18 protein-coding genes are annotated in these 17,712 nt (G+C 77.4%); 9 read left to right on the forward strand and 9 right to left on the reverse strand.

Going from position 1 to position 17,712, the window contains the following annotated elements; translation table 11 throughout:
• Nucleotides 1-4: 4 nt before the first annotated feature.
• Together PHK61_RS25830 and rfaE2 are read right to left on the reverse strand one after the other, a co-directional pair.
• Nucleotides 5-835 carry a glycosyltransferase family 2 protein gene (locus PHK61_RS25830; RefSeq protein WP_274283896.1) on the reverse strand — a complete coding sequence of 277 codons (831 nt, stop codon included), beginning with the start codon at nucleotides 833-835 and terminating at the stop codon, nucleotides 5-7.
• Nucleotides 828-2,381, reverse strand: coding sequence for a D-glycero-beta-D-manno-heptose 1-phosphate adenylyltransferase (gene rfaE2, locus PHK61_RS25835; protein ID WP_274283897.1), 1,554 nt, complete (start codon nucleotides 2,379-2,381; stop codon nucleotides 828-830). The genes PHK61_RS25830 and rfaE2 overlap by 8 nt, the downstream gene beginning before the upstream one ends.
• A 143-nt stretch (nucleotides 2,382-2,524) precedes the next feature.
• On the opposite strand from rfaE2, the gene PHK61_RS25840 reads away from it, so the two are divergent.
• Nucleotides 2,525-2,893 carry an STAS domain-containing protein gene (locus PHK61_RS25840; protein ID WP_274283898.1) on the forward strand — a complete coding sequence of 123 codons (369 nt, stop codon included), beginning with the start codon at nucleotides 2,525-2,527 and terminating at the stop codon, nucleotides 2,891-2,893.
• 20 nt (nucleotides 2,894-2,913) lie between these two features.
• Here PHK61_RS25840 and PHK61_RS25845 read toward each other — a convergent pair whose 3' ends face one another.
• From PHK61_RS25845 to PHK61_RS25875, 7 genes are all read right to left on the reverse strand, one after another.
• A complete protein-coding gene (locus PHK61_RS25845) occupies nucleotides 2,914-3,600 on the reverse strand; it encodes an SDR family oxidoreductase (RefSeq protein ID WP_274283899.1) in 687 nt (228 codons plus the stop codon).
• Nucleotides 3,597-5,009 (reverse strand): PfkB family carbohydrate kinase, encoded by a 1,413-nt coding sequence (locus tag PHK61_RS25850; RefSeq protein WP_274283900.1) that lies wholly within the window; start codon nucleotides 5,007-5,009, stop codon nucleotides 3,597-3,599. The genes PHK61_RS25845 and PHK61_RS25850 overlap by 4 nt, the downstream gene beginning before the upstream one ends.
• A complete protein-coding gene (locus PHK61_RS25855) occupies nucleotides 5,006-5,617 on the reverse strand; it encodes a D-sedoheptulose-7-phosphate isomerase (RefSeq protein WP_274283901.1) in 612 nt (203 codons plus the stop codon). Before PHK61_RS25855 ends, PHK61_RS25850 begins: the two co-directional genes overlap by 4 nt.
• Nucleotides 5,614-6,873: a glycosyltransferase gene (locus PHK61_RS25860; protein WP_274283902.1), complete on the reverse strand. Its 1,260-nt coding sequence runs from the start codon at nucleotides 6,871-6,873 to the stop codon at nucleotides 5,614-5,616. The genes PHK61_RS25855 and PHK61_RS25860 overlap by 4 nt, the downstream gene beginning before the upstream one ends.
• Before the next feature lie 134 nt (nucleotides 6,874-7,007).
• Nucleotides 7,008-8,045, reverse strand: coding sequence for a glycosyltransferase (locus tag PHK61_RS25865; protein WP_274283903.1), 1,038 nt, complete (start codon nucleotides 8,043-8,045; stop codon nucleotides 7,008-7,010).
• A gap of 51 nt (nucleotides 8,046-8,096) precedes the next feature.
• On the reverse strand, nucleotides 8,097-9,197 hold the full coding sequence (locus PHK61_RS25870; protein WP_274283904.1) for a glycosyltransferase family 9 protein: 1,101 nt from the start codon (nucleotides 9,195-9,197) through the stop codon (nucleotides 8,097-8,099).
• Entirely contained in the window at nucleotides 9,194-9,727 is a 534-nt protein-coding gene (locus tag PHK61_RS25875) for an HAD-IIIA family hydrolase (RefSeq protein ID WP_274283905.1), read from the reverse strand. The genes PHK61_RS25870 and PHK61_RS25875 overlap by 4 nt, the downstream gene beginning before the upstream one ends.
• 169 nt (nucleotides 9,728-9,896) lie before the next feature.
• On the opposite strand from PHK61_RS25875, the gene PHK61_RS25880 reads away from it, so the two are divergent.
• The 8 genes from PHK61_RS25880 to PHK61_RS25915 all read left to right on the forward strand — a co-directional run bounded on the left by PHK61_RS25880 (nucleotide 9,897) and on the right by PHK61_RS25915 (nucleotide 17,706).
• Nucleotides 9,897-10,433: an ATP-binding protein gene (locus PHK61_RS25880; protein WP_274283906.1), complete on the forward strand. Its 537-nt coding sequence runs from the start codon at nucleotides 9,897-9,899 to the stop codon at nucleotides 10,431-10,433.
• Between the two features lie 230 nt (nucleotides 10,434-10,663).
• Nucleotides 10,664-11,401 (forward strand): SigB/SigF/SigG family RNA polymerase sigma factor, encoded by a 738-nt coding sequence (locus PHK61_RS25885; RefSeq protein WP_274283934.1) that lies wholly within the window; start codon nucleotides 10,664-10,666, stop codon nucleotides 11,399-11,401.
• Nucleotides 11,402-11,405: 4 nt separating this feature from the next.
• The gene (locus tag PHK61_RS25890) at nucleotides 11,406-12,359 is read left to right on the forward strand and encodes a glycosyltransferase family 9 protein (RefSeq protein ID WP_274283907.1); all 954 of its coding nucleotides are present in this window, start codon (nucleotides 11,406-11,408) and stop codon (nucleotides 12,357-12,359) included.
• An 11-nt stretch (nucleotides 12,360-12,370) separates the two neighbouring features.
• Entirely contained in the window at nucleotides 12,371-13,180 is an 810-nt protein-coding gene (locus PHK61_RS25895) for a DUF2127 domain-containing protein (RefSeq protein ID WP_274283908.1), read from the forward strand.
• Between the two features lie 197 nt (nucleotides 13,181-13,377).
• Nucleotides 13,378-14,286: a YhjD/YihY/BrkB family envelope integrity protein gene (locus tag PHK61_RS25900; protein WP_274283909.1), complete on the forward strand. Its 909-nt coding sequence runs from the start codon at nucleotides 13,378-13,380 to the stop codon at nucleotides 14,284-14,286.
• Entirely contained in the window at nucleotides 14,283-15,122 is an 840-nt protein-coding gene (locus tag PHK61_RS25905; RefSeq protein ID WP_274283910.1) for a carotenoid biosynthesis protein, read from the forward strand. Before PHK61_RS25900 ends, PHK61_RS25905 begins: the two co-directional genes overlap by 4 nt.
• Nucleotides 15,119-16,210, forward strand: a complete 1,092-nt coding sequence (locus tag PHK61_RS25910; RefSeq protein ID WP_274283911.1) for a glycosyltransferase family 2 protein — start codon at nucleotides 15,119-15,121, stop codon at nucleotides 16,208-16,210. Before PHK61_RS25905 ends, PHK61_RS25910 begins: the two co-directional genes overlap by 4 nt.
• Entirely contained in the window at nucleotides 16,207-17,706 is a 1,500-nt protein-coding gene (locus tag PHK61_RS25915) for a phytoene desaturase family protein (RefSeq protein ID WP_274283912.1), read from the forward strand. The genes PHK61_RS25910 and PHK61_RS25915 overlap by 4 nt, the downstream gene beginning before the upstream one ends.
• Nucleotides 17,707-17,712 lie beyond the last annotated feature (6 nt).

Genomic DNA, 17,712 nt, shown 5'->3' on the forward strand with positions numbered 1-17,712 from the left:
CCGCTCACATGGGGAGGGCGTCCACGGCGGAGACGCCGCGGTCGGGGAGGGCGGTCGGGGATTCCTGGTGATATGCGCCGCCGGGCAGGATGCCCGCCGCGCCGGACCGCGCCATCACCTGCTGCTGCGAGTACACGTCCTCGCCGTGCGCGTCGGGGGGCAGGTCGCGCCAGAACTCGAACCCGCCGGCCTCGACCAGCGCGGCGCGGTCGAACAGCACGCACCCCGCCACCCAGGCCACCTTGTACGCCACGTAGCGCTCCGCCGGGGGGAGGGCACGCCCCGGCCCGTCGAGATCCAACGACTCCGCCAGGTGCAGCCCGTTCGCCGCGTTGTGCAGGCGCCAGCGCTCCCAGCCCGGGCCGTCCTTGACCAGCGTCTCCGGCTGCACGTGCCCGGACCACCGCTCGAACGACGTCACCTCGTGCGGGCGCCGGTCCTCGGCGTGCCCGAGCGCCTGCATCGCCGCGCCGACCATCCCGCAGCGCAGCTCCCCCAGCGCCCGGTGCAGCCGCGCGAGCGCGCCGGGCTCGAGCCACACGTCGTCGTCGAGGTAGAGCACCGCGGGCGCCGACGCGCACGACAGCAGGAACGCGCGCTGCTCGGCCATCCCGCGCGGCGGCAGGTGGCGGTGCAGCGCGACCTCGACGCCGCGCCGCTGCAGCCACCGGATCACCGTCCGCGCCGAGGGCGTCGCCCACGAGGGGTCGCCGTCGGACTGGTCGGAGATCGTCAGCGAGAAGTCCACCCCGCTCTGCGCGGCGAGCCCGGCCAGCGTGGTCGCCAGCTCCACGGGGCGCCCCCGGGTCGGGACGAGCACATCGACGTCAGCCACCCCGGATCCGCTCCACGATCGCGCTCGTCGAGCGGTCGGGCAGGTAGTCCAGGATGACGACGCGCCCGCCGTACGCGCCGACGGTCGCGGACTCGCGCAGCATCTCGGGCGTGTAGTCCCCGCCCTTGGCGTACACGTCGGGCCGCAGCAGCTCGAGCAGCTCGGCGGGGGTGTCGTCGTCGAACACGGTGACGTGGTCGACGCAGCTCAGTGCCCCGATCACCGCCGCCCGGTCGGCGAGGGAGTTGACCGGGCGCGACGGGCCCTTGAGCCGGGCCACCGAGTCGTCGGAGTTCAGCGCCACGATCAGGACGTCGCCGAGGCGCTTGGCCTGGTTGAGCGACGCGACGTGCCCGCGGTGCACGACGTCGAAGCAGCCGTTGGTGAACACCACCCGCCGGCCCGCGACACGCTGCTCGTCGACGATCGCGGCGAGCGACGTGGCGTCGAGCAGCGGGCCCTCCGCGGCGGCGACGCGCTCGGCGAGCTCGCCGGTGCCGCACACCGAGGTCCCGGGCCGTCCCACCACCACGTCGGCGGCCGCCTGGGCCAGCTCGACCGCGGTCGCGGCCGGGGTGCCCGCGGCCAGCGCGAGCACCAGCGCGGCGGTGAACGTGTCGCCCGCACCGCAGGTGTTGGCCTCCGGCGCCGGGCGGGCGAACGTCCGGTGCGCGGGCGCGTCGCGGTCGGCGGGCAGCAGCAGCGCGCCGTCCCGGTCGAGGGTGACGACGACCGCGCCCGCCGCGGAGCGTTCGCGCAGCTCGGGGCCGGCGGCCTCGGCGGCGGCGACCCGGTCGGGCCCGCCGAGCTCGCGGCCCAGCAGCCGCGCGACCTCGCCCGCGTTCGGGGTGACGACGTCGGGGCGCGCCGGTGCCCAGCGCGCCGGGTCGTGGGCGTCGACGACGAGCCGGCAGGCCCGCTGGCCCGGCGCGCCGAGCAGCTCGCCGAGCAGGTCGGCGGCACCGTCGAGCGCGCCGCCGTCGTAGTCGCACACGACGACCGCGTCCGCGCCGACGACCACGCGGCGCAGCGCGGCGTGCAGGGCCTCGCGCGCCGCCGCGTCCAGCGGGGCGCGCGACGAGGTGTCGAAGCGGGCGACCAGCGCGTCGTCGGCGAGCACGCGGCGCTTGGCCGCGGTCGGGCGCGTCGGGTCGGTGACCACGCCGTCGATGCCGACGCCGTGGGACGTGAGCAGCTCGCGCACGGTCGCCGCGTCGGCGTCGTCGCCGAGCACCGAGACCAGCTCGGTGCGCGCGCCGAGGGCGGCGAGGTTGGCCGCGGTGTTGGCCGCGGCGCCGGGCGAGCCGCGCGTGTGGTCGACCTCGACGACCGGCACCGGGGCCTCGCGCGAGAGCCGTCGCGACGGGCCGGTCAGCCACTGGTCGAGCACGGCGTCGCCGAGCACGACCACGCGCGGGGCGGTCGCCGCGAGGCGCGCGGGCAGGTCGGCGGCGAGCGGGGCGGCGGTGAGCGGGGGCGTCGCCGACGCGAGTGTCGTCGACGGGGGTGTCGCGGTCCCGCAGCGCGCGATCTCGGGCGCAGCCATCAACGATCCGTCCTTCCGGGGGAACCCGCACGGGTGCTGTCGGCGGAACGCGTTCCCGCCGCTCGGCGCTCGGAGGGCGGCCTCGGTACTGTCGCCCTTCGTTCTGTCACCGACGGGGTGACCCGCCCGTCCCGGGAGCGCCGATGGCCGACGACCAGCCCACGCCCGACACCCGCGGCGTCTCCGCCAGTCTCGTGAGCCCGGAGGTGGCGGTCGTGCGCCCGGTCGGCGACGTCGACACGGCCACCGCGTCGCCGCTGCGCTCCGCGATCCACGAGCAGGTGCAGGCCGGCGCCCGGCACGTGGTGCTGGACCTCTCCGGCGTCGAGTTCATGGGCTCGGCGGGGCTGGCGCTGCTCATCGCCGAGCGCGAGGCCGCGATCAGCCGGGAGGGCGAGCTGCGTCTGGCCGGGGTGCCGCGCACCGCGGGACGGGCGCTGAGCCTCACCGGTCTCACCGAGCTGTTCGACACCTACCCCGACGCCGACGCGGCGGCCGCCGACCTGCGCTGACCCCTGTGTAGAGGAGCAGCTCACGGGTACGAGCCCTCCTCCGACGAGGTGGCCACCAGCTCGCGGATCTCGCTGCCCGCGGGCCGGGTGAGCGCGTAGAGCACCGCGTCGGCGGTCTGCGCCGGGTCGTTGAGCTTGGCGTCGGCGCCGGGCTTGTACTGGTCGGGGCGGTCGTCGAAGAAGTGCGTCCACATGCCGCCGGGGATCAGCAACGTCACCCCGACCCGCCCGGCGGTCTCGGCGGCCAGCGCGCGGGTGAAGCCGACGACGCCGAACTTCGACGCGCAGTAGGCGGTCGCGTCGGACACCGCCTTGACCCCGAGCGTCGAGGACACGGTGACGACCTTGCCGCGGCGCGCATCGAGCTCGGGCAGGGCCGCGCGGACCACCGCGGCGGTGCCGAGCAGGTTCACCGCGATCACGCGGTCCCACTCGCCGGGGTCGACGTCGACGAGCGTGCCGCAGCGGTCGATGCCGGCGGCGGTGACGACGGCGTCGAGCCCGCCGACCTGCTCGCTCGCGCGGGCCACGGCCGACTCGGCGGCGCGGGGGTCGGCGAGGTCGACCTCGACGAAGGCGTGCCCGGCGTCGGGCGCCTTGAGGTCGAGCACCACGGGGGTGCCGCCCGCGGCGACGACGGCGTCGGCCACGGCGGCGCCCAGGCCGGACGAGCCGCCGGTGACGAGGACGGTACCGGGGTCGGTCATGACGGATCTCCCTCGAGAACGGGGTCGGTGGTCGGGTCGAGACGGGCCAGCAGGCGGGTCGACGAGCGGCCCGCGTGGTACGGGACCGCGACGACCTCGCCGCCCCAGCTGCGCACCAGGGGGGTCTCGAGCAGTTCGTCGGTGGCGTAGTCGCCGCCCTTGACCCACACGTCGGGGCGCAGGCGGTCGAGCACGGCGCGCGGGTCGTCCTCGTCGAACACCTCGACGGCGTCGACCGACGCGAGCGCGGCGAGCATCTCGGCACGGTCGGCCTCGGCGACCACGGGCCGGTCGGGGCCCTTGAGCCGGCGGACCGAGGCATCGGAGTTCAGGCAGACGACCAGCACGCCGTCGTCGCCAGCGAGCTGTCGGGCGGCGGCCAGGGTCCGGGCGTGCCCGGCGTGCAGGAGGTCGAAACAGCCGCCGGTGGCGACGACGGTGGCGCCGCGGGCGCGGGCGGCCGCGACGACGTCGGTCCCCGGTTCCGGGGCGTCGGGCTCGTCGTCCAGCCCGGCGGCCCCGCCGGCGGCGACGAACGCGGCGGCGTCGGCGACGGCCCGGCGCACGGCGTCGTCGACGGCCGAACCCTCGGCGAGGGCGACCGCGACGCTCGCGGCGAACCGGTCGCCGGCGCCGCAGGGGTCGCCGCCGGTCGCGGGCGCGGCGGGCGTCACCGAGGTGCCGGTGGCGCTGCGCAGGACCGCGCCGTCGCGGCCGGCGGTCACGGCGACGGCGTCGACGCCCCAGTGCTCGCGCAGCGCGTCGCCGAGCGCGGCGGGTTCGGCCGGGAACCCATGTGAGCGAAATTCCCGGCTATGGCCGGGAATTTCGCTCACATAGCCACGCGCCTCGGCCATGTTCGGGGTGACGAGGGTGGCGCCGGGGACGGGCGCGGCGCCGTGCGGGTGCGGGTCCCAGACGACGGGGACCCGGGTCGCCGCCGACGTCAGGGCCGCGCGCACCACGGGGTCGGCGGTCATCCCGCGCCCGTAGTCCGACACGAGCACCACGCCGGCGCCGGCGATCGCGTCGGCGATCTGCGCGCCGGCCGCGAACGGAGCCAGCCCGCCGTCGTCCACCCGCAGCAGCACGCGGTCGTCGGCGAGCATCCGGGTCTTGGTCGGGGTGCTGCCCTCGGCGTCGACCGCCACGACGTCCACGCCGGCCAGCAGGGCGCGCATCTCGTCGGCGTCCGCCCCGAGCGCGGTCACCAGCCGCACCGGGCGGCGCGTGCTCCGCGCGGCGAGCAGGGCGGTCAGGCCCGCGCCGCCGGGGCGCTCGCGACGCCCGGCAGCCGCGAGCACCGGCGCGGGCGCGTCCGGGCACAGCCGCTCCACGGCGCCGACCACGTCGACGTCGCGCAGGCAGTCACCGACCACCACGATCGAGGCGCGCGTGCGGGGGCTCACGGCACGAGCTCCTCGGCGACGTCCCCGGCGACACCGCGCGGCGCCGGCGCCAGGACCCGGTCGACGACCTCGCACAGCAGGTGCACGGTCACCAGGTGCGCCTCCTGCACCGACGGCGTCTCGCCGCGCAGGCACAGCGCCTCGCTCGCCGCGGTGGCGAGCGGGTTGGGGCCCGGCCCGGTCAGTGCCCAGACCGTGAGCCCGAGCGCGCGCCCGGCCTCGGCCGCGGCGACGAGGTTCGGGCTGCGCCCGCTGGTCGAGAGCAGCACGAGGACGTCGCCGGGGCGCCCGTGGGCGCGCACCTGGCGGGCGAACACCTCGTCGTAGCCGTAGTCGTTGCCCAGCGCGGTGATCGCCGACGTGTCGGCGTGCAGCGCGATCGCCGACAGCGGCTCGCGCTCGCCGCGGTAGCGCCCGACGAGCTCGGCGGTGAGGTGCTGCGCCTCCGCGGCGCTACCCCCGTTGCCCGCGGCGAGCAGCCGCGAGCCGTGGCGCAGCCGGGTGGCGAGCTCGACGCCCCAGCGCTCGATGCGCTCGGACTCGCCGGCGAGGCCCTCGAGCGTGCCCCGCAGCCCGCCGAGGTGGCGGTGGACGATCTCGTGGCTCATGCGGGGCTCCCCGTCGTCAGGGCGGTGGACAGGGCCGGGACGGCGGCGGAGGCGACCTCGCCGTAGACGCGCTCGTGCGCGGCCGCCACGCGGTCCCAGCCGTACTCGGTCTCGGCGCGGCGCCGCCCGGCACGGCCGAAGCGCCGCGCGCGGCGCGGGTCGGCGCGCAGTCGCTCGAGGGCGGCGGCCACCGCGCCCGGGTCGCCCGCGGGCACGTGGTGGCCGGTGACGCCGTCGACGACGGTGTCGGCGAGCCCGCCGACCGCGGCCGCCACGACGGGGCGTCCGCAGGCCATCGCCTCGAGCGGCACAAGACCGAACGGCTCGTAGGTGGGCACGCAGGCCACGGCGTCGGCGGAGCGGTAGAGCGCGGGCAGGGCGTCGTGGCCGACGGCGCCGAGGAAGTGCACGCGGTCGGCGACCCCGACCGCGCGGGCCAGGGCCCGCAGCCGCGCCACCTCCGGGTCGTCGTCGAGCCCCTCGGGCCGCGGACCGCCCGCGACGACGAGCTCCGCGTCACCGGGCAGACGCGCCAGCGCGGAGATGACGGTGTCGACGCCCTTGCGCGGCACGAGCCGGCTCACCGAGGCGATGCGGAAGACGCCGTCGGCCTTCCGGCGACCGGTCGCCGCGAACGCGGCGTCTCCCGGCGTGAAGTGCGCGACGTCCACGCCGCACGGCACGACGGTGGTGCGCTCGGCCGGGACACCGAGGGCGACGAGCTCGTCGACCTCGTCGTGGCAGGTCGCGAGCACCCGGTCGACCGACGCGCCGAGGTCGCTCTCCACCGCGACGCGGCGGGCCGGGCTCGTGTCGTCGGCGCCCTGGTGGCGGCGCTTGACCGACCCGAGCGCGTGGAAGGTCTGCACGATCGGCACGCCGAGTGCGCGGGCCGCGGGCAGGGCGGCGAGGCCGGACATCCAGAAGTGCGCGTGCACGACGTCGGGCGTCTCGTCGCGCCAGCAGGCGGCGAGGTCGGCCGAGAACGCGTCCATGTGGTCGACGAGGTCGTCCTTGGGCAGCTCGCGCGCCGGGCCGGCGTCGACGTGGTCGACGGTCACCCCGGGGGCCATGGCGACCCGGCGGGGCACGGCCGGGTCGGCGCGCCGGGTGTGGACGACGATCTCGTGGCCGGCGTCGGCCAGCGCCAGGGCCAGCGCGCGCACGGCGACGTTCTGACCGCCGGCGTCGGCGCCGCCCAGCCCGCTCGACGCGGCGAGCGGGCTCGCGTGCTCGGACACCATCGCGATCCGCATGCGCACTCCTCCCTCGGCGCGGGTGAGCGCGCCGGGTCCATCGATCGAGGGGGCGGGCCGTGGGGCCGCCACAGGGACGTGCGGGGTCCGGGTCCGGCCCCTGGTCTGGACCGGTCCCGTTTCAGCCCGCGGGGTCAGACCGCGGGTGCCAACCCCTGGGGATCTCGGGCGGCGGTGCCGTCGATCAGGTCGCCGAGCAACCGCGCCCAGTCGTCGGTGAAGCGGTCCACGCCGTGCCGGGCCAGCGCCGCGGCCCGGGCAGCGGCGCCCGCCTCGCGGGCGAGCCCGGGGTCGTCGCAGTAGGTGCGCAGGCCCTCGTGGAGGACCCGCAGATCGGTGGCGACGACACCGGCCGCGGCCGGGACGTCGACCGCGGCCTCGGTGGTCGCCAGCGCCACCACCGGCATCCCGAGCATCATCGCCTCGATCAGCGACAGGCCCAGCGACGTCCAGCGCACCGGGTGCAGGTAGACGCGGTGGCGCGCCATCTCGGTGTGCAGGCGGTCCTGGGGCAGGTCGCCGCCGATGGCGACGCCGGGGTGGGTGACGGCCTCGCCGAGGCGCTCGCTGCCGATCCCGTAGACGTCGAGACCGACGGTGTCGGCGAAGCCGGGCAGCAGGTCGGTGCCGGTGACGCGGCCGCGGCGCACCGGCTCGTTGACGACGACCGCCGCGCGGGCGAGCTCCCCGGTGTAGCGGTCACCGGGGTCGATCACGCCGTGCTCGATGACGTGGACCGGCGCGCGGCCGGTGTCCCACATCAGCGCGTTGAAGTGCGTGACGTGCACGACGGGGATGTCGTCGCGGTCGGCCAGCGGGTGCCGGGACCGCGGCACGTCGCCCTGGGGCGTGTTGTGCTCCACGAACACGGCGGGCAGGTCGACCCCCGGGCGCCGTCCGGTCCAGCGCTCGGTCAGCTCGATCTCCTCCGGACGCTGGAGCACGACCGCGTCGATCTCGTCGGTGCGCTCGCGCAGCTGGTCCGGGGTGGCCTCCTCGGCGCGGGCGGGCCAGTCCCACGCCGCCGGCCGACCGCCGCCCCACGGTCCGCCCTCGGGCAGGACCGGCAGCAGGCACGTGTGCCGACCCTGGACGAACGCGGTGGTCCAGGAGCCGTGCACGTGCCAGTGCAGCACGGTCCGCGCCGGGGCGGACGGGGACGGGAAGGTCACCGGCGAGGTATTGGTACCGCGTCGAACCGGTAAACGCCGCCGACCGAACTACTACTCTCCGTCGATCAGGCTGGAGACCGCGGCGACGACGTCGGCACCCCGGATGTCGTCGAGGCACGGATGACCAGGCACGGGGCAGTTCCGGGCGCGTGTTCCCCGGCAGAGAGCGCCCTGGTCACCGAGCAGAATTCGTCGCACTCCGTAAGGAGCCCACCGGTGTGGGGGAACGACGGGGGCGAACAGGGAGACCACCGGCACACCCACCGCGGCGGCCAGGTGGGCCGGACCCGTGTTGCCCACCACGACCGCCCGCGCACCGGCGAGCACGGCGGCCAGCGCGCCGAACCCGGTGCGCCCGCCGAGATCCACCCCGTCGTGTCCGGCGACCGCGGCGGTGAGCTCCGCCTCCCCCGGGGCGCCGGTCACGACCACCCGGTGCCCGGCGGCCGCGAGCGCCGCGACGCCCTCCGCGGCCCGGTGCGGCGACCACGCCCGCGCCGGCACCGACGCGCCGGGGTGCAGCACGACGTAGTCGCCGGTGACGTCGTGCGCGGCGAGGGCCTCCGCCGCCTCGCCGCGCGCGGCGGCGTCGACGGTGACGGCGAGGCGCCCGTCGTCCCCGGGCGGCAGCGCGTAGCCGGCGCGCTGCGCGATCGCCAGCGCGCGCTCGGGCTCGGGGAGGTCGTCGGGCAGGTCGACGGTGCCGTCGAGGGCGGGGTCGCCGGGGCGCAGCCGGACGTCGAGCAGGCTGCCGGGGTAGTCGACCGACGCCGCGGTGATCCGCCGCACGCCGGCGAGGCGCAGCACGAGGGCGGTCGGCAGCGGGGACTGGTGGAACGACGTCAGGACCACGGCCTCGTCGGCGCCGTGGGCCGCCAGCATCCCGACCGTCGCCGCGGTGTCCTCCCGCGTCACCGGCGGCGGCTCGGCGTCCACCCACGGGCAACGCCACACCGACACGGCGCCGACGCCCGGCAGCAGCCCGGCCGCCTGGCGCCCGCGGGGCCCGACGACCGCGATCACCTCGTCCGCGCCGGCGGCGACCGCGCGCACCGCGGGCCCGGCGAGCAGGACGTCGCCGTCGCTGTCGAGGCGGACCACGAGGACCCGGCGGCCGGGAGACGGAGCCTGCGGAGCTCGACCCGTGATCATGCGCTGAACCCGAGCAGTTCGACCGCGCCGAGCAGGTCGTCGGCGAGGCGCCCGCGGGTCCGGGCGTCCTCGACCTCCTCGCGGCGGGTCGCCGCGGTCGGGACGAGCACCGCGCGCGCCCCCGCCGCGTCGGCGGCCCCGACGTCGGCGGCGATGTCACCGATCAGCGCGACCTCGCCCGGCGGGACGCCGAGCGCGGCGGCCGCGTCCAGCACCATGCCGGGCGCGGGCTTGCGGCACGCGCAGCCGTCCCCGGCACCGTGCGGGCACCACCGCCACACCGCGAACGGGCCGAGCAGCTCCTCGACCCGGGTGTTGACCGCGCTCACCTGACCGGCGTCGAGCAGTCCGCGGGCGATCCCGGACTGGTTGGAGACCACGCCGACGGGCACGCCCGCCGCGCGCACGCATGCGAGGGCCGCGGCCGCGGCGGGCATCGGGCGGACGGCGTCGGGGTCGCCGTTGTAGGGGACGTCGACGACGAGGGTGCCGTCGCGGTCGAACAGCACCGCGCGGGGCCGGGCGCTCACGGCCGGCCAGCACACCACGCCGACGGGCCGCCCGCGACCCGCGACACGGGGCACCCGCCCGACCTGGGCGTCGGTTTGTGGTCAGGGGCCCCGGGTACACGCCGGGAGACCGGAACCTCGCCGGTCCGTCCGACGCCCCCGTGGGCGAGACCGACCAGGAGGAACCCCGTTGATCCGCCCCCAGCCGCCCGAGGACCGGGCCCCGGGTGCGCCGCGTGACGTCGAAGTGCGTGTCCTGCCGGTGCCGGAGGCGCTCGTCACCGTGCGCACCGTCGCCGGCGACCTCGCGGCACGCGCCGAGTTCCCCCTGGACTCGGTCGACGACCTCCGACTCGCGGTGGACGAAGCGTGCACGTGCCTCGCCGCGCTCGCCCGTCCCGGGACCCGACTGACCGTCACCTTCGCCGTCGACGACGAGCGGATCACCATGACCGCGTCGGTGCTCACGACCGGGCCGACGACGCTGCCGACCGACACCTTCGCGTGGCGCGTGCTCTCCGTGCTCGCCGACGACGTCCGCGTGCTCGCCGCGGCGCCGTCGAGCCGCGGCGAGGCGCACCGCCTGGCGCTGCGGGTGATCGTCGAGCGCGCCACCGACGTCCCTCTCGAGGACGTGCTGCCCGACACGGGCGCCGCCGAGCCCGCCGGCGAGACGGCGGCGGTGGCCCTGCTGTCCGACCGCAGGCCGCGGTCCGCGGGGCCGTGACGCCGCCCGCGACCGGCACGCAGGCCGGCACCCGCGTCTTCTCGTCCTCCTCCCCCGACTCCACGGATGTGAGCTCGATCCACGCCATGACCGACACCGCCGGCGCGACCGGTGACCAGGCCGCGCAGGGTGACGTCACGGCGCGGATCGACGGCGAGCAGACCGACCAGCAGGAGCGCGGCCGCCGCAACGGCAACCGCTCGGGCTCGCGTGGCGAGTACGACCACCTCATGCCCAAGCTCGCCGAGCACGCCGCGCTCGAGAAGGGCTCGCCCGAGCGGCTGCGGCTGCGCGACGAGCTCGTGCGCGGGCACCTGCCGGTCGCCCAGCACATCGCACGGCGGTTCTCGCGGCGCGGGGAGCCCGAGGAGGACCTCGAGCAGGTCGCGACGCTCGGGCTGATCAACGCCGTCGACCGCTACGACCCGGACCGCGGCACCGACTTCCTGTCCTACGCGGTGCCGACGATCACCGGCGAGGTGCGCCGGCACTTCCGCGACCAGGCCTGGTCGATGCGCGTGCCGCGCCGGCTCAAGGACCTCAACGTCACGCTGTCGGCGGCGATGTCGCAGATGTCGCAGACGCTGGGCCGCGCGCCGAACGCCGCCGAGCTGGCCGAGCACCTCGACATCGGCAAGGAGGAGGTGCTCGAGGCCCTCGAGGCGTCGAACGCCTACCGCAGCGGCTCGCTCGACGAGATGCTCGTCGACGACCCGGACTCGGGCACCGTGTCCGACCTGCTCGGCGAGGCCGACGCGGCGCTCGAGCAGGTCGAGTACCAGCAGTCGCTGGCCCCGCTGCTCGAGAAGCTCCCGCAGCGCGAGCGCACGATCATCAAGCTGCGCTTCTTCGGGAACATGACCCAGTCGCAGATCGCCGAGCAGGTCGGCATCTCGCAGATGCACGTCTCGCGCCTGCTCGCGAAGACCCTCGTCCAGCTCCGCGAGGGGCTCGGCGACGCCCGGTGAGGCCGTGAGCTCGCCGACGGCCGTGGTCCTGCGCGACCTCGGCCTCGGCGACCTGCTCGTCGCGGTGCCCGCGCTGCGCCTGCTGCGCCGCGCGCTCCCGGACCACGAGATCGTCCTCGTCGCCCCGCAGGCCCTCGCCCCGGTGGTCTCCCTGGTCGAGGCGGTGGACACCCATGTGAGCGAACTTCGGGGCTATAGCCCCGAAGTTCGCTCACGTACCCCGGACCTCGCCGTCAACCTCCACGGCGCGGGGCCGCAGAGCCACGCGCGGTTGGCGGCGCTGGGCGCCCGGCGACAGATCGGGCACGCCGCGCCCGGGTGGGACGGGCCGGCGTGGTCCGACGACCCCGCCCGCCCCGAGCGCCGCCGCTGGTGCGACCTGCTCGCCGACGCCGGACTCGTCAGCCCCGAGACGGCCGCCGGCGCCGCCGACGACCTGCACCTCCCCGGCCGGCGCGCCGTCCCCGGCGGGTCCGTCGTCGTGCACCCCGGCGCCGCGTACGGGTCGAAGCGCTGGCCCGCGGCCCGGTTCGCGGTGTGCGCGGCCGCGCTGCAGGCCCGGGGCCACCCCGTGGTCGTCACCGGCGGCGACGACGAGCGGCGCCTGACCGCCGAGGTCGTCGCCCGCGCGGGCCTGCGGCCCGACGCCGACCTCGGCGGGCGCACCGACCTCGCCGGCCTGCTCGACCTCGTCGCCGCCGCGTCGCTCGTGATCGCCGGCGACACGGGGATCAGCCACGTCGCCACGGCGTTCGGGACCCCCTCGGTGACGCTGTTCGGGCCCGTCCCGCCGACCCGGTGGGGGCCGCCGCCCGGCGCCGCGCACGTCGTCCTGGGCGACGACCGCGCCCGCCGCGGCGACCGCTTCGCCGACGTCCCGGACCCCGCGCTGCTGGCCGTGGGCCCCGAGGACGTGCTGGCCGCGCTCCCGTCCCTGCCCGGCGGCGTCCCGGCCTAGCATCGGCGCCCGTGAGGCTGCGCTACGAGCTCCTGGGCTGCGCGCTGCACGGGCACGCGCTCGTGGGCACCGACGCGGCCACGGTGCGGGCGCAGGACGCGCTGCTGGTGCGCCAGGACGCCGACGGACTGCGCTGGTACCGGTGCCTGCGCTGCGACGCCTGGGAGCCCGGCGCGCCGCCCGCCGCGCCCGCCCGCGACACCGTCCCGGGCCCCGACGGGATCGAGGTGCCCCTGCGCGGGCGCCCGCTGCGCGACCGCTTCGTCCTGCGCCTCATCGCCCTCGACCGCGCCCTGCACGTCGTGGGCCTCACGCTGCTCGCCACCGCCGTGCTGCTCTTCGCCGCCTACCGCGAGGCGTGGGGCCCGACGGCCGGGCGGATCGTCGGGGTGCTCCAGGGCGCCCTCGGCGGACCGGTCGGGCACGGCGGGCCGACGCTGCTCGTCGAGGTCGAGCGCGCCTTCGCCGTCCCCGACCGCACGCTGCACTGGCTCGCGGCCGCCCTGCTCGCCTACGCGGTGCTCGAGACCGTCGAGGCCGTCGGCCTCTGGTACGCCCGCCGCTGGGCGGAGTACCTGACCTTCGTCGCCACCATGGTGCTGCTCGTGCCCGAGGTCTGGGAGCTCAGCCACGGGCCGACCCCGACGAAGATCGTCGCGCTGGTCGTCAACCTCGCCGTCGTCGCCTACCTGCTCGTCGCCAAGCGCCTGTTCGGGCTGCGCGGCGGCGGGCGCGCGGAGGAGGCCGAGCGGGCGCACGACACCGGGTGGGCGGCGGTCGAGCGCACCGGGCCGGGCGCCGATCGGCTGACCGCGGGCTGACGACCCGTCCCGTGCCCGTGGCGACCGGCGATCAGGGCGCGTCCCGGGACCGTGAGCACCGCAGGGGGGAACCTCCCGAGCCATTCGGTAGCACGACAGGACCCGTCGGCCCTGTCGGAGGATCCTCGCCACGAGAGACCGGCCGGATTCGGTTGTGGGCGAGCGGGGCGGGGTACGTCCGCCGGGTGCGCCTTCTCTTGTCCACCCGCGTCCCGGCCGCCGTCCGGGGCGTGGTCTCGAGCGTCGTGGAGACCTTGCGCGGGCGCGACCTCGCCGCCGTCGCGGCCGGCCTGACCTACTTCGCCGCGCTCGGGGTCGTCCCCTGGCTGCTGCTGGCCGTGTGGGGCGCGGCGCTGATCAGCTCGCCGGCGACGGTCGCCGCCTATCTCGCCGACCTGCGCCTGCTCGTGCCGCCGGAGATGGGCGCGCGCCCGGTGTGGGACGCCCTCGTGCGCGCCGGGCTCGACCTCGGCCCCTGGGGCGCGCTGATCACGATCTTCCCCGCGACGTTCTACGGCGAGGGCCTGCGCCGCGCCTGCCTGCGCCTCGCGCCGCGCCACGACCGCTTCACCGGCTGGCGCGCCCGGCTCGCGCTGCTGCCGCTCGTGCTCGCCGTCCCCGTGCTCGCGCTCGGGGTGTTCGCGAGCGCGCCGCTGCTCGGTGACCTCGCCCGCACCGGAGGGGTCGCCGGCACGCTGGGGTGGGTCGTCGTCGCCTTCCACGTCTCGTTCGTCGCGCTCGGCGTCGTCATCGCCTGGGGCTTCCGCGTCGTCGCGCCCGGCCGCCTCGGGTGGCCGGCCTCGCTGATCGGGGCGTTCGGCACGGCCGCGGTGGTCGGGGGCTTCCTGCAGGGCTTCCTGCTGTTCCTCGCGCTGCCGATCGACCTCGGCATCCCGTTCGGCGGGCTCGACGTCATCGGGGCCACGGTGGCGGTCGCCCTGTGGCTGTTCGTGCTGCACGTCCTGCTGCTGGTCGGGTGGACGGCGACCGACGCGCTCGACCGGCGGTGGCGCACTCCCGGGCCGCCCGCGGACGCGGGGACGGAGAACGGGACGGAGGCCGGGACGGGGATGCCCGCGCCGGCCCTCGCGGGAGCCGGCCGGTGAACGTCCTCGCCCCCGTCCGCACCTACTTCGCCCACCTCCCCCGCCGCCACCTCGTGCCCTGGCTGCTCGGCGCGGGCGCGGTGGCCGTGCAGATCGCGTTCCCGCTGACCGGCGGCGGGACCCCGACGCTGACCGTCGTCTCGGTCGCGCTCTTCGCGCTGGCCTCGGTGAGCCACGCCCTGCTCGCGCGGGGGCCCGGCGCGGCGGTCGGGCTGGTCGTCGTCGCCGCCGGCGGCGGGCTCGTGATCGAGGCCGTCGGGCTCGCCACCGGCCTGCCGTTCGGCGAGTACCGCTACACCGACGCGCTCGGCCCGTCCCTGCTCGGCGTCCCGCTCGTGGTGCCGGCGGCCTGGACGATGATGTCCTACCCCGCGCTGGTGGTCGGCCGACGCCTCGCGACCGCGCTCGGCCGGGGCCGGGGCGCCACGACCGTCCTCGGCGCCTGGGCGCTCGCGAGCTGGGACGTGTTCCTCGACCCGCAGATGGTCGACGCCGGCAACTGGTACTGGCTCGATCCCACGCCCGCGCTGCCCGGCGTGCCCGGCATCCCGGTCTCGAACTTCGCCGGGTGGCTGCTCGTCTCGCTGGTCATGATCGCCGCGCTCGACCGCGTCATGCCGGCGGGCCCGGCCACCGACGACCGCCTGCCCCTGGCGCTGTGGCTGTGGACGTTCCTGTCCTCGACGATGGCCGCCGCGGTCTTCTTCGGGCGCCCGACCGTGGCGCTGGTCGGCGGCCTGCTCATGGGTCTCGTCGGCGTCCCGCTCATCGTCGTCCTGCGCCTCCACGGCAGCGCTGCCGCGCCCGCGCCGACCCGGCAACGGATCGCGGCGTGAGGGCCGCGGTCACCGTCGGCTCGATCCTCGCCGGGGCCTCGCTGGCCCTCACCGTCGACAACCTGCGCCGCGTGCGCGTCCCCGACCCGGCCGCCGCGCCGCCCCGTGAGCGCGTCGCCGTGCTCGTCCCGGCGCGCGACGAGCAGGAGCAGATCGGCGGCTGCGTGCGCGCGCTGCGCGCCGCGGTGGAGCGCTGGCCCGTCCCCGCCGAGATCCTGGTGCTCGACGACGGCTCCACCGACGCGACGGCCGCGCACGCCCGCGAGGCCGGGGCGCGGGTGCTCGACGGCGCCCCGCCCCCGCCGGGGTGGCTCGCCAAGCCCTGGGCCTGCCGCCGGCTGGCCGACGCCACCCGCGCCGACGTGCTCGTCTTCGTCGACGCCGACGTCCGCGTCGCCCGGCACGGCCTCGCCGCCACGGTCGACCTGCTGCGCCGCAGCGGCCTCGACCTGGTCTGCCCGCACCCGCACCAGCTCGCCGTCACCCCCGCGGAGCGCCTCGTGCAGCCGCTGCTCGCGTGGTCCTGGCTCGCGACGCTGCCGCTGGGGATCGCCGAGCGCTCGCCCCGGCCCATGCTCACCGCGGCGAACGGGCAGCTGCTCGCCGTCGACGCCCGCGCCTACCGCGCCGCCGGCGGGCACCCGCGCGCCGCGGTCCTCGACGACATCGCCCTGCTGCGCACGCTGAAGCGCCACGGGTTCCGGGGTGTCGTCGCCGACGGCACCGGCGTCGCGAGCTGCCGCATGTACCGGGACGGGCAGGAGCTGCGCGCGGGCTACACGAAGTCGCTGTGGGCGGCGTTCGGCACCCGGCCGCGGGCCGGCGCGGTGATCGCGCTGCTCGGGCTCGTGCACGTCGTCCCGGCGGTCGCGGCCCTGGGCGGGTCGCGGGTCGGGCTCGCGGGCTACCTCGCGGGCGTGGCGAGCCGCGCGCTGGCGGCGCGGCGCACCGGCGCGCGGGTCGCCGACGCGGTGGCGCACCCGGTCTCGGTGCTCGTGCTCGCGGCGCTCACCGCGGACTCGTGGCGGGCGCGCCGCGCGGGGACCCTGCGCTGGCGCGGGCGCCCCGTGACCCCCGCGGCGGCATGAGCACCGCCGTCGTCGTCGGCGCGGGGCTCGGCGGGCTGGCGGTCGCGGCCCGGCTCGCGGCCGAGGGCCACGCGGTGACGGTGCTGGAGCAGGCCGAGCGGGTCGGCGGCAAGCTCGGGACGGTCGAGGTCGGCGGGTACCGCTTCGACACCGGGCCCTCGCTGGTGACGATGCCGCCGGTGCTCGAGCGGCTGTTCGCCGACACCGGCGCACCGCTGCGCGACGTGCTCGACCTGGAGCCGCTCGACGTCGCCGCCCGCTACCGCTTCGGGGACGGCACCGTGCTCGACCTGCCCGGACGGCGCGCCGCGGTCCCCGACGCCCTCGACGCGGCCCTCGGCGGCGGGGCCGGTGACCAGTGGGCGGGCTTCCTGGACCACGCCGAGCGCGTCTGGCACGCGACGCACGAGCACTTCCTGGAGTCGCCGGTCTCCCCCGCCGGGCTCGCGCGGCTCTCGCTGCGCGGGCGCGACCTGCTCGCCGTGGCGCCCTGGCGCAGCCTGCGCGGGGTCGGCGCGCGGTACCTGCGCGACGAGCGCCTCGGCATGCTGCTCGACCGGTACGCGACCTACTCGGGCTCCGACCCGCGCCGCGCGCCCGCCGCGCTGGCGGTCGTGCCGTACGTGGAGCAGGAGTTCGGGTCCTGGTACGTGCGCGGCGGGTTGCGGCGGCTCGCGGAGGCGGTGGCGCAGCGGTGCCGCACGCTGGGCGTCACGGTGCGGACCGGCGCCCGCGTCGAGGCGATCGAGGTGCACGGCGGGCGCGCGGGCGGGGTGCGGCTGGCCGCCGGGGAGCGCCTGCGCGCCGACGTCGTGGTGGCCAACGCCGACGCCGCGACGGTCTACGGGCCCGGCGGGCTGCTCCCGCACCGCGCGCAGTCTCGCCGGCTGCACCGGGCGACGCCCTCGTCGTCGGGGTTCGTGCTGCTGCTCGGGCTGGCCGGGCGCGACCCCGCGACCCCGCACCACCGCGTGCTCTTCCCGCGGACGCGCGCGGCCTACGACGCCGAGTTCGACGCCTACCGGCGCGGGGCACCGGCCGCGTCGCCCGCGGTGTACGTGCACGCGCCCGACGACCCGGCGCTGCGACCCGGCGAGGACGCCGAGACGTGGTTCGTGCTCGTCACGGCGCCGCGTCACGACCCCGGGGGCGGTGTGGACTGGGACGCGCCCGGGCGGGCGGCGCGCTACGCCGACCGCGTCCTCGCGCTCATGGCGCAGCGCGGCGTCGACGTGCGCGACCGCGTCCGCCACCGCGTCGTCCGCACACCCGCCGACCTCGAGCGCGAGACCCGCTCGCCCGGCGGCAGCATCTACGGGACGTCGTCGGACGGCGCGCTCGCGGCGTTCCTGCGCCCGGCGAATCGCTCGCCGGTCGACGGGCTCTACCTCGTCGGCGGCTCCGCCCACCCCGGCGGCGGCCTGCCCCTCGTCACCCTGTCCGCCGAGATCACGGCCCGGCTGATCGGCGTACGTGAGCGAAATTCACGGCTATAGCCGTGA

The sequence above is a fragment of the Actinomycetospora lutea genome (assembly GCF_028737205.1).
GTDB lineage: Bacteria > Actinomycetota > Actinomycetes > Mycobacteriales > Pseudonocardiaceae > Actinomycetospora > Actinomycetospora lutea.

What these genes read in the sequence shown, in the direction of transcription:
- PHK61_RS25870 (WP_274283904.1), bottom strand. Translation starts at nt 9,197, where the DNA reads ATGATCACGGGTCGAGCTCCGCAGGCTCCGTCTCCCGGCCGCCGGGTC.
- PHK61_RS25915 (WP_274283912.1), top strand. Translation starts at nt 16,207, where the DNA reads ATGAGCACCGCCGTCGTCGTCGGCGCGGGGCTCGGCGGGCTGGCGGTC.
- PHK61_RS25860 (WP_274283902.1), bottom strand. Translation starts at nt 6,873, where the DNA reads ATGCGGATCGCGATGGTGTCCGAGCACGCGAGCCCGCTCGCCGCGTCG.
- PHK61_RS25845 (WP_274283899.1), bottom strand. Translation starts at nt 3,600, where the DNA reads ATGACCGACCCCGGTACCGTCCTCGTCACCGGCGGCTCGTCCGGCCTG.
- PHK61_RS25840 (WP_274283898.1), top strand. Translation starts at nt 2,525, where the DNA reads ATGGCCGACGACCAGCCCACGCCCGACACCCGCGGCGTCTCCGCCAGT.
- PHK61_RS25855 (WP_274283901.1), bottom strand. Translation starts at nt 5,617, where the DNA reads ATGAGCCACGAGATCGTCCACCGCCACCTCGGCGGGCTGCGGGGCACG.
- PHK61_RS25885 (WP_274283934.1), top strand. Translation starts at nt 10,664, where the DNA reads ATGCCCAAGCTCGCCGAGCACGCCGCGCTCGAGAAGGGCTCGCCCGAG.
- rfaE2 (WP_274283897.1), bottom strand. Translation starts at nt 2,381, where the DNA reads ATGGCTGCGCCCGAGATCGCGCGCTGCGGGACCGCGACACCCCCGTCG.